This window comes from Burkholderia sp. Tr-20355, assembly GCF_017104685.1.
Classification (GTDB): domain Bacteria; phylum Pseudomonadota; class Gammaproteobacteria; order Burkholderiales; family Burkholderiaceae; genus Burkholderia; species Burkholderia seminalis.
Window position 1 is genome coordinate 94,955 of sequence record NZ_JAAGPK010000008.1, and the last position, 8,920, is coordinate 103,874.

General features: G+C 66.0%; 10 protein-coding genes. 3 read left to right on the plus strand and 7 right to left on the minus strand.

The window, feature by feature from the left end; genetic code table 11:
* Window positions 1-374 precede the first annotated feature (374 nt).
* Complete coding sequence (locus tag G3N62_RS03395; RefSeq protein ID WP_034187503.1) at window positions 375-1,973, plus strand: APC family permease; 1,599 nt, start codon at window positions 375-377, stop codon at window positions 1,971-1,973.
* A gap of 106 nt (window positions 1,974-2,079) precedes the next feature.
* Here G3N62_RS03395 and G3N62_RS03400 read toward each other — a convergent pair whose 3' ends face one another.
* The 7 genes from G3N62_RS03400 to G3N62_RS03430 all read right to left on the minus strand — a co-directional run bounded on the left by G3N62_RS03400 (window position 2,080) and on the right by G3N62_RS03430 (window position 8,175).
* The gene (locus G3N62_RS03400; protein WP_069705996.1) at window positions 2,080-2,871 is read right to left on the minus strand and encodes a class III extradiol ring-cleavage dioxygenase; all 792 of its coding nucleotides are present in this window, start codon (window positions 2,869-2,871) and stop codon (window positions 2,080-2,082) included.
* A gap of 199 nt (window positions 2,872-3,070) precedes the next feature.
* Window positions 3,071-3,667, minus strand: coding sequence for a UbiX family flavin prenyltransferase (locus G3N62_RS03405; RefSeq protein ID WP_034187501.1), 597 nt, complete (start codon window positions 3,665-3,667; stop codon window positions 3,071-3,073).
* Between the two features lie 24 nt (window positions 3,668-3,691).
* A complete protein-coding gene (gene grxD, locus G3N62_RS03410) occupies window positions 3,692-4,003 on the minus strand; it encodes a Grx4 family monothiol glutaredoxin (RefSeq protein WP_006477066.1) in 312 nt (103 codons plus the stop codon).
* Window positions 4,004-4,070: 67 nt separating this feature from the next.
* The gene (gene prmC, locus G3N62_RS03415; protein WP_124670899.1) at window positions 4,071-4,913 is read right to left on the minus strand and encodes a peptide chain release factor N(5)-glutamine methyltransferase; all 843 of its coding nucleotides are present in this window, start codon (window positions 4,911-4,913) and stop codon (window positions 4,071-4,073) included.
* Between the two features lie 7 nt (window positions 4,914-4,920).
* Complete coding sequence (gene prfA / locus G3N62_RS03420) at window positions 4,921-6,003, minus strand: peptide chain release factor 1 (protein WP_034187499.1); 1,083 nt, start codon at window positions 6,001-6,003, stop codon at window positions 4,921-4,923.
* A gap of 82 nt (window positions 6,004-6,085) precedes the next feature.
* Window positions 6,086-7,384 (minus strand): glutamyl-tRNA reductase, encoded by a 1,299-nt coding sequence (gene hemA / locus G3N62_RS03425; protein WP_011350794.1) that lies wholly within the window; start codon window positions 7,382-7,384, stop codon window positions 6,086-6,088.
* A gap of 26 nt (window positions 7,385-7,410) precedes the next feature.
* The gene (locus G3N62_RS03430; RefSeq protein ID WP_034187498.1) at window positions 7,411-8,175 is read right to left on the minus strand and encodes a response regulator transcription factor; all 765 of its coding nucleotides are present in this window, start codon (window positions 8,173-8,175) and stop codon (window positions 7,411-7,413) included.
* Window positions 8,176-8,346: 171 nt separating this feature from the next.
* Between G3N62_RS03430 and G3N62_RS03435 the strand changes: the two genes are divergently transcribed.
* Together G3N62_RS03435 and G3N62_RS03440 are read left to right on the plus strand one after the other, a co-directional pair.
* Window positions 8,347-8,601, plus strand: a complete 255-nt coding sequence (locus G3N62_RS03435; RefSeq protein ID WP_034187497.1) for a hypothetical protein — start codon at window positions 8,347-8,349, stop codon at window positions 8,599-8,601.
* Window positions 8,602-8,619: 18 nt separating this feature from the next.
* Window positions 8,620-8,920, plus strand: a 301-nt coding sequence (locus tag G3N62_RS03440) for an aminopeptidase P family N-terminal domain-containing protein (protein ID WP_206141140.1), incomplete at its 3' end; no start/stop codon positions are given.

Consider the following 8,920-nt stretch of genomic DNA (forward strand, 5'->3'; position numbering starts at 1 on the left):
TGCGGAAAATCAAGGAAGGGGTAATAGGACCACCGGAGTACCGTTGATGGGCGAACTACGAAAGAACCAATTCACTCGCCACCTGAAATCCTGCGAAGTCCTTTATACGGCTAATCGCGCTCATGGTCAACCGTATTCCCATGCTCTCAGGGTTATTGCGTATATCAGGTTTACAAAGCTTGCAGGCGATGCGAATTTTTTGTAGGGGCCGAACGATTTTGGCGGCACGTTCGAGGTGCAACCGTTAAACTACGCGCCGCGCGGACGGGTTGCCCCGATCGGATGACTCGTCCCCCCAAGAATGCGTGCGCGGTGCTGTCCGAGCCGATCCCGGACCGCGGGCCGACCATGCTTTTTGAGACACAGGAGAGGATGTGAAGAGTTCTATTCAACGGAACATCGGCCCGTTTGCATTGATGCTGACGGGGCTGGGTTCGATTATCGGCTCGGGCTGGCTGTTCGGTGCCTGGAAAGCCGCGAAGATCGCCGGTCCGGCGGCGATCTGCGCATGGATCATCGGTGCGGTCGTGATTCTTGCGATTGCACTGACGTACGCCGAACTGGGCGCGATGTTCCCCGAGTCGGGCGGCATGGTGCGCTACGCGCGCTACTCGCACGGTTCGCTGGTCGGTTTCATCAGCGCATGGGCCAACTGGATCGCGATCGTTTCCGTGATCCCGATCGAGGCCGAAGCGTCGATCCAGTACATGAGTACGTGGCCGTATCCATGGGCGCATGCGCTGTTCGTGAACGGCGAGTTGACGACACCCGGCCTGCTGCTGTCGGCCGTGCTGGTCGTCATCTACTTCATGCTGAACTACTGGGGCGTGAAGGCCTTTGCACGGGCGAACACCGCGATCACGATCTTCAAGTTCCTGATCCCGGGCGCCACGATCCTCGGCCTGATGCTGACGAGCTTCCATTCGGAGAACCTCGGCACCGCGTCGAATGCGAGCTTCGCACCGTATGGCTGGTCGGCCGTGCTGACCGCGGTCGCGACGAGCGGCATCGTGTTCGCGTTCAACGGTTTCCAGAGCCCGGTGAACCTGGCGGGCGAAGCGCGCAATCCTTCGCGCAGCGTGCCGTTCGCGGTGATCACGTCGATCCTGATCGCGCTCGTGATCTACGTGCTGCTGCAGATGGCGTACATCGGTTCGGTGAATCCGGCTGACGTCGCGCAGGGCTGGGCGCACTTCAATTTCTCGTCGCCGTTCGCGGAACTCGCGATCGCGCTGAACCTGAACTGGCTCGCGATCCTGCTGTACATCGACGCGTTCGTCAGCCCGAGCGGCACCGGCACGACCTACATGGCGACGACCACGCGGATGATCTACGCGATGGAGCGCAACAACACGATGCCGAAGATGTTCGGCAACGTGCACCCGATCTACGGTGTGCCGCGCCAGGCGATGTGGTTCAACCTGCTCGTGTCGTTCGTGTTCCTGTTCTTCTTCCGCGGCTGGAGCTCGCTCGCGGCGGTGATCTCGGTTGCAACGGTGATCTCGTACCTGACCGGCCCGATCAGCCTGATGGCGCTGCGCCGCGCGGCGACCGACATCGAGCGCCCGCTGTCGATCCCGCTGATGAAGCTGATCGCACCGTTCGCGTTCGTGTGTGCGTCGCTGATCCTGTATTGGGCGAAGTGGCCGCTCACGGGCGAAATCATCCTGCTGATGATCGTCGCACTGCCGGTGTACTTCTACTTCCAGGCGAAATCGGGCTGGACCGGCTGGGGCGCCGACCTGAAGGCTGCCTGGTGGCTGGTCGCGTACCTGCCGACGATGGCCGTGCTGTCGCTGATCGGCAGCAAGGAATTCGGCGGTCACGGCTACCTGCCGTACGGCTGGGACATGCTGATCGTCGCGGCGATCTCGCTGGTGTTCTACTTCTGGGGTGTGAATACCGGTTACCGGACCCAGTATCTCGACGAGCGCGAGTCGCACGACGAGATCCTCGAAGGGGTCGGTGCCTGACGCATGACCTGTCGCCGGATTCGGCGGCGGCGGGAAGCAGCGGAAAAAGCCCGCCCGAGCGATGCTCGGGCGGGCTTTTTGTTTGCGTCGGCGATGGCGTCGCGGCTCAGGCGTTGGCGCTCGCGAACACGTAGTTCGTCATCGCGAGCACGCGCTGGTAGGTGCCGAGCGACTGGATGCCGAGCTGGTAGTCGTCGTCCGCCGCGCCGAGCGCCGTGAAGACCGGCAGCAGATGCTCGTCGGTCGGATGCATCAGCACCGCGTGCGGCGCCTGCCGGCGGTAGTCGAGCAGCGCATCGACATCGCGCGCGGCGAGCTTCGCCTCGAACCAGTCGGTGAATTCCGCGACGCGCGGGTCCGCATCCTCGGGCGCGGCACCGAAATCGGCCGCACGCAGGTTATGCGTGATCTGGCCCGAGCCGATCACCATCACGCCTTCGTCACGCAGCGGCCGCAGCGCACGGCCGAGCGCGAAGTGGTGCGCCGCATCCGCGCGCGGCTGGATCGACAGCTGCGCGACCGGCACGTCCGCCTCCGGGAACATCAGCAGCATCGGCACCCACGCGCCGTGGTCGAGGCCGTGCTCGGTCGTCGCGGTCGCGATGCCGGCCGCATTCAGCAGCGTGGCCGCGCGTTCGGCGACGTCGGGCGCGCCCGGCGCCGGATAGCGGATGTCGTACAGCGCCTGCGGGAAACCGTAGAAATCGTGAATCGTTTCCGGATGCGCGGCGACGCTCGCGACCGGCCGTTGCGTGCCCCAGTGCGCGGACAGCATCAGTACCGCGCGCGGGCGCGGCAATTCGGCGCCGAGATGCGTGAATGCGCCGGACGGCAGCGTCGGGTCGATCGGCAGCGTCGGGGCGCCGTGGGACAGGTACAGCGAAGGCAAGCGGTTCATGGTGGTGGCCTGCAAAAAGGGTTTGCCTGTGACTATAGGCGCGCACCGCGTATTGATAAATCCGCGTGGCGGAATTTGATTGACGCTTGTTTGTTGATAATCGTCGCAACGTAATGCGTGACGGTGTGCGAAATCGTCAGTACGCGTGCAATCGAGTGAATTTCCGTGAAAATCGGCGAAGATGGGCGAAGAAGGGGGCTTACTGCGCGTGCCGGATGCCGGCCCAGGGTGTCGTCTGCGGCGCGCTGAGCGCGAACAGGTCGAGGACGCGCGTGACGGTCTGGTCGACGAGTTCCTCGATCGTCTTCGGCATCGCGTAGAACGCGGGCAGCGGCGGAAAGACGATGCCGCCCATCTCGGTGACGGCGGTCATGTTGCGCAGATGCGCGAGGTTGAACGGCGTTTCGCGCACCATCAGCACGAGACGGCGGCGTTCCTTCAGCGTGACGTCGGCCGCGCGTGTGATCAGGTTGTCGGACAGCCCGTGCGCGACGCTCGCGAGCGTCTTCATCGAACAGGGTGCGATCACCATCCCGTCGGTCGCGAACGAACCCGACGCGATCGTCGCACCGACGTCGCGCACCGAGTGCACGACGTCCGCTCGGCGTTCGACCTCGGCCTTCGGCAGCTTCAGTTCATGCTGGATGTTGAGCCAGCCGGCGTTCGAAATCAGCAGGTGCGTTTCGACGCCGCCCGCGGCGCGCAGCAGATCGAGCAGCCGGACGCCGTAGATCGCGCCGGTGGCGCCGGTGATCGCGACGATCAGCCGGCGTGGCGGCGCGCTGGGAGAGGCCATCGAAAGGGCAGCGGCTGCCGCGTGTCAGGCGGCGGCGAACAGTTGCTGCAGTTCGCCCGACTGGTACATCTCCATCATGATGTCCGAGCCGCCGATGAATTCGCCCTTCACGTAGAGCTGCGGAATGGTCGGCCAGTTCGAGAATGCCTTGATGCCCTGGCGGATTTCGTCGTCTTCCAGCACGTTGACCGTCTTGAACTGGTCGACGCCGCAGGCTTTCAGCACCTGCACGGCGCGGCCCGAGAAGCCGCACATCGGGAATTGCGCGTTGCCCTTCATGAAGAGCACGACCTGGTTTTCGTCGACGATTTGCTTGATACGTTGTTGGGTGTCCATGACTGACCTTGCGTTTGCGGGGCGTTAGATCGAAATGATAGCGGATTTCAACCGGGCGAGCCGGGCGTCAGCCCGGCCGCCGGCCGCCTGTCGTGCGTTCGATCGAGGCGAGATCGGCGAGCGATTCGACCGCGACGAAGCCGTGCGAGGCGAGAATGTCGCGGACGGCTTCGGCCTGATCGTAGCCGTGCTCGATCCAGAGCGTGCCGCCTGGTTTCAAATGGGCGCCGGCGCCCGCGACGATCGTGCGGATCGCGCTGAGGCCGTCGGCGTCGTCGGTGAGTGCGCCGCGCGGCTCGAAACGCAGGTCGCCCTGCGCGAGATGCGGATCGTGCCGCGCGATGTACGGCGGGTTGCTGACGATCGTGTCGAACACGAGCGCCGGATCGAGCGCCGCGTACCAGTCGCTCTGCAGCCACTGCAGCGGGCCGCCGGGGCGGCGTGCGTCGAGCAGCTTGCCTGCGTTGCGCTGCGCGACGACCAGCGCGGCCGGCGAGCGATCGAGCGCCCACACGCGTGCATCGGGGCGCTCGGCGGCGATCGACACGGCAATCGCGCCACTGCCGGTGCCGAGATCGAGCACGGCCGGATGCGGCAGCCCGTCGATCGCATCGAGCGCGGCTTCGACGAGCAGTTCGGTTTCGGGGCGCGGGATCAGCACGTCGGGCGTCACGTCGAACGGGCGGCCGAAGAACTCGCGGATCCCGACCAGTTGCGCGACGGGTTCGCCGGCGACGCGGCGCGCTTCGAGCGCGCGGTAGCGTTCGACCGCGGCCGCATCGAGCGGCACATCGCCGCGCGTGATCAGCTGTGTGCGGGTCCAGCCGAGCGCGTGCGCGAGCAGCACGCGTGCGTCGACCGCGTCGAGCGGTGACGCGCGCAGCAATTCGGCGGCGGTGGTGTCGGGCATCGCGGCCTCAGTCGGCTTCGCCGAGCGACGCGAGCAGCTCGGCCTGGTGCTCGCTGACGAGCGCGCCGATCAGTTCGTCGAGATCGCCGTCCATGATCGCCTCGAGCCGGTACAGCGTCAGGTTGATCCGGTGGTCGGTCATCCGGCCTTGCGGGAAGTTGTACGTGCGGATCCGTTCGGAACGGTCGCCGGAGCCGATCAGGCTCTTGCGCGTCGCGGCTTCCTTCGCGTGCTGCTCGTGATACTGCTTGTCCTTGATGCGCGCGGCGAGCACCTTCAGCGCGCGGTCCTTGTTCTTGTGCTGCGAGCGGTCGTCCTGGCATTCGACGACGATCCCGGTCGGGATGTGCGTGACGCGCACCGCCGAATCGGTCTTGTTGATGTGCTGGCCGCCCGCGCCGGATGCGCGGAACGTGTCGATCCGCAGGTCGGCCGGGTTGATCTCGACTTCGCCGATCTCGTCGGCTTCCGGCATCACCGCGACCGTGCACGCGGACGTATGGATGCGCCCCTGTGTCTCGGTCGCCGGCACGCGCTGCACGCGATGGCCGCCCGATTCGAACTTCAGGCGCGAAAACGCGCCCTGGCCCGCGATCCGCACGATCACTTCCTTGTAGCCGCCGAGATCCGACGCGCTCTCCGACATCATTTCGACCTGCCAGCGCTGGCGTTCCGCGAAGCGCAGGTACATGCGCAGCAGGTCGCCCGCGAACAGCGCCGATTCGTCGCCGCCCGTGCCCGCGCGGATTTCGAGGAAGATGTTGCGATCGTCGTTCGGATCCTTCGGCAGCAGCATCTTCTGCAGCTCGGTCTCGAGGCGCGCCATATCGTCGCGCGCGCTGCGGATTTCGTCTTCGGCGAAGTCCCGCATCGACGGGTCGGCGAGCAGTTCCTGCGCGGCCTTCTCGTCGCTGCGCGACTGGCGCCACAGCGCGTATTGCTCGACGACCGGGCCGAGTTCCGCATGTTCACGCGTCAGCTTGCGGTACTGGTCGAGGTCGGCCGTGACGTTTTCGCGGCTCAGCAGGTCGTTCAGTTCGGCCAGCCGTGTGGACAGCTGGTCGAGCTTGCGTTGCATGCTCGTTTTCATGGTGTGGAGCGGCGCTCCCGGGCAAGGGGTATTCGGAAAGGATAGGCCGGCGCGGGGCCGGCGGCAGGGCGACCGGGCGGCGCTAGTGGCCGGACTGGTCGTTCGAGCGCGGCGCGTGCTGGTAGAAGCCGCGCATCAGGTCGATCAGCGAATCGCGATCGGCGCCGTTCACGCGGTTGAGCGCGCTCGTCGGGCCGTGGATCAGCTTGTTGGTCAGCGCCTGCGACAACGCCTCGAGTACGGCGGCCGGATCGTCGCCGCGTGCGAGCAGTTTCTGCGCCTTGTCGACTTCGGCGCGGCGCAGCGCGTCGGCCTGCGTATGCATGTGACGAATCACCGGCACGACGCTGCGCGTGTCGAGCCATTGCATGAAATTCTGCACGCGCGTCTCGATGATCGCTTCGGCCTGCGCGACCGCGGCCTGGCGCGACGCGTTGCCTTCGCGCACGATCGCGCCGAGATCGTCGACGGTGTAGAGGAACACGTCCTTCAGCTTGCCGACTTCGGGCTCGATGTCGCGCGGCACCGCGAGGTCGACCATGAAGATCGGGCGGTGGCGGCGCGCCTTCACCGCGCGCTCGACCGCGCCGAGGCCGATGATCGGCAGCGTCGATGCGGTGCACGACACGATGATGTCGAATTCGTGCATGCGGGTCGGCAGGTCGGCCAGCGGCATCGCGCGGCCGTTGAAGCGTTCGGCGAGCCGCTGGCCGCGTTCGGCCGTGCGGTTCGCGACGACGAGTTCGCGCGGGCCTTGCGCGGCGAAGTGCGTCGCGCACAGCTCGATCATCTCGCCGGCGCCGATGAACAGTACGCGCTGATCCGACACCTTTTCGAAGATCCGCTGCGCGAGGCGCACCGCGGCGGCGGCCATCGACACCGACTGCGTGCCGATTTCGGTCGTGCCGCGCACTTCCTTCGCCACCGCGAACGTGCGCTGGAACAGCTGGTTCAGATAGGTGCCGAGCGCGCCGGCTTCCGTCGCGGTGCGGACCGCGTCCTTCATCTGGCCCAGAATCTGGGTTTCGCCGAGCACCATCGAATCGAGGCCGGACGCGACGCGGAATGCATGCCGGACCGCTTCCGACTGCGGCAGCGCGTACACATGCGGGGCGAGCTCGTCGACCGGAATCCGGTGATACTCCGACAGCCAGCGGACCGCGCCTTCGCGCGCCGCGCGATCGTCGGTCGCGCAATACAGTTCGGTGCGGTTGCAGGTGGAGAGGATCGCCGCTTCGGGCGTATTGGGTGCCTGGGGGCCGAGAAACACGTTCTTGAACGTGACGAGAGCCGGCTTGATCTGCTCGAGCGGAAACGCCACGCGTTCGCGCAAGGCGACAGGCGCAGTGTGGTGATTGATTCCGATCGTGAGGAGTTGCATATCGAGGGCTATCGTTTAGCCCCATATTATAGCGTTTCAGCGATTTCCTCACTCGCGGCATACCGGGCATCAGCGTGGCGGGGCCGGGAATTTGGGGGTTCGATCGGCACGCGGTCGAGCTGATAGCCGTAGCCGTAGAGCGGCAACAGCCGGTAGCCGCGCTCCGGGAGCAATTGCAACTTGCTGCGCAGCCGGGATGCGTGCGTATCGAGCGTGCGCGACTTCATGTCGCGGCGGCGCCCCCACACGGTTTCGAGGATATGGGCGCGCGACACGGGCCGCGACAGGTTCGTGAACAGCAGCTGGGCGAAACGGAATTCCTTGGGCGTCAGTGAAACGATTGCGTTGCCGAAGCGCACGAGGTCGTGCGTTGCGTCGAATGCGTATTCCCCATACATTTCGCGCGAGCGGGTCGGCGGCCGGCGTACGCCGGCGCGCCGGCTCAGTGCGTTGACGCGCGCAAGCAGCTCGGGGCCGCTCACGGGCCGCGCGAGGCAATCGTCGGCGCCCGCGTGCAGGCACGAGACGATTTCGCTTTCGCGCGGCGACTGCATCACGGCGATGGCCGGCAACCCGGGCAGGACCGTCTGCGCGCGCGGAATGACTTCCTCGGCGGGCTGATCGCCGGCCCAGTGGCCGGTGATCAGCATGTCGCAGGTGTTGTCGGCCGCGAGCCACGCGAAGAAGGCGGTGCTGGACGGAAACGCGTGGCACACGTGACCGCCCGCGAAGAGCAGCCGGTTCAGGAGCGCGGCGCGACGCGACTCGGGATCGATCAGAGCGATTCGCATGAGAGTTTCTTCATTACGGTAGCCGGTGCGCGCTTGCCATAACGTCGAGTCGGCCCCTACACTCGAACGTTCGCGGCACCCGGCTGGTCTCGGGTTCGATGGATGAATCGATGCTAGCCGCTGGTAACGTTCACGCCTATGGGACGAATCTGAATTTATAGAAGGCGTCGAATGAACTGGTTTGGAATCATTGTCCTGGGAGCGGCCGTCGGGCTGTTCGGCCGCTGGCTGCATCCGATGCGGCGCACGAGTCGGCCGGCGTGGTGGATCGCGGTGCTCGCCGGCATCGTCGGTGCGGCCGCCGCCCGCATGGCCGGCAATCTCTCGGGACTGTTTTACGATGGCGAGACGCTCGAATGGCCGGTCTGCACCGGCGTCGCGTTCCTTGCCGTAGCCGTGACGGTCGCGCTGTCGGCCCGTCGCTGAATGCTCTCAGGTGAAATCATGAATGCCCGTCTTCCCGAAGTCTCGCCGGTGCCGGCCCGCCTTGCGCTGTTGCGCGGTGCCATGGCCCGCGAGGACCTGGCCGCCTATCTCGTGCCGTCCGCCGATCCCCATCTGTCCGAGTATCTGCCCGAGCGCTGGCAGGCGCGCCGCTGGCTGTCCGGCTTCACGGGCTCGGTCGGCACGCTGGTCGTGACCGCGGATTTCGCGGGGCTGTGGGTCGACAGCCGCTACTGGGTACAGGCCGACGCCGAGCTGGCCGGCACGGGCGTGCAACTGATGAAGATGACGGGCGGCCAGC

Excerpts from the sequence above, each read along its gene's own strand:
- hemA (WP_011350794.1), bottom strand. The coding sequence starts at position 7,384 with ATGCAACTCCTCACGATCGGAATCAATCACCACACTGCGCCTGTCGCC.
- G3N62_RS03435 (WP_034187497.1), top strand. The coding sequence starts at position 8,347 with ATGAACTGGTTTGGAATCATTGTCCTGGGAGCGGCCGTCGGGCTGTTC.
- prmC (WP_124670899.1), bottom strand. The coding sequence starts at position 4,913 with ATGCCCGACACCACCGCCGCCGAATTGCTGCGCGCGTCACCGCTCGAC.
- G3N62_RS03430 (WP_034187498.1), bottom strand. The coding sequence starts at position 8,175 with ATGCGAATCGCTCTGATCGATCCCGAGTCGCGTCGCGCCGCGCTCCTG.
- G3N62_RS03405 (WP_034187501.1), bottom strand. The coding sequence starts at position 3,667 with ATGGCCTCTCCCAGCGCGCCGCCACGCCGGCTGATCGTCGCGATCACC.
- grxD (WP_006477066.1), bottom strand. The coding sequence starts at position 4,003 with ATGGACACCCAACAACGTATCAAGCAAATCGTCGACGAAAACCAGGTC.
- prfA (WP_034187499.1), bottom strand. The coding sequence starts at position 6,003 with ATGAAAACGAGCATGCAACGCAAGCTCGACCAGCTGTCCACACGGCTG.
- G3N62_RS03400 (WP_069705996.1), bottom strand. The coding sequence starts at position 2,871 with ATGAACCGCTTGCCTTCGCTGTACCTGTCCCACGGCGCCCCGACGCTG.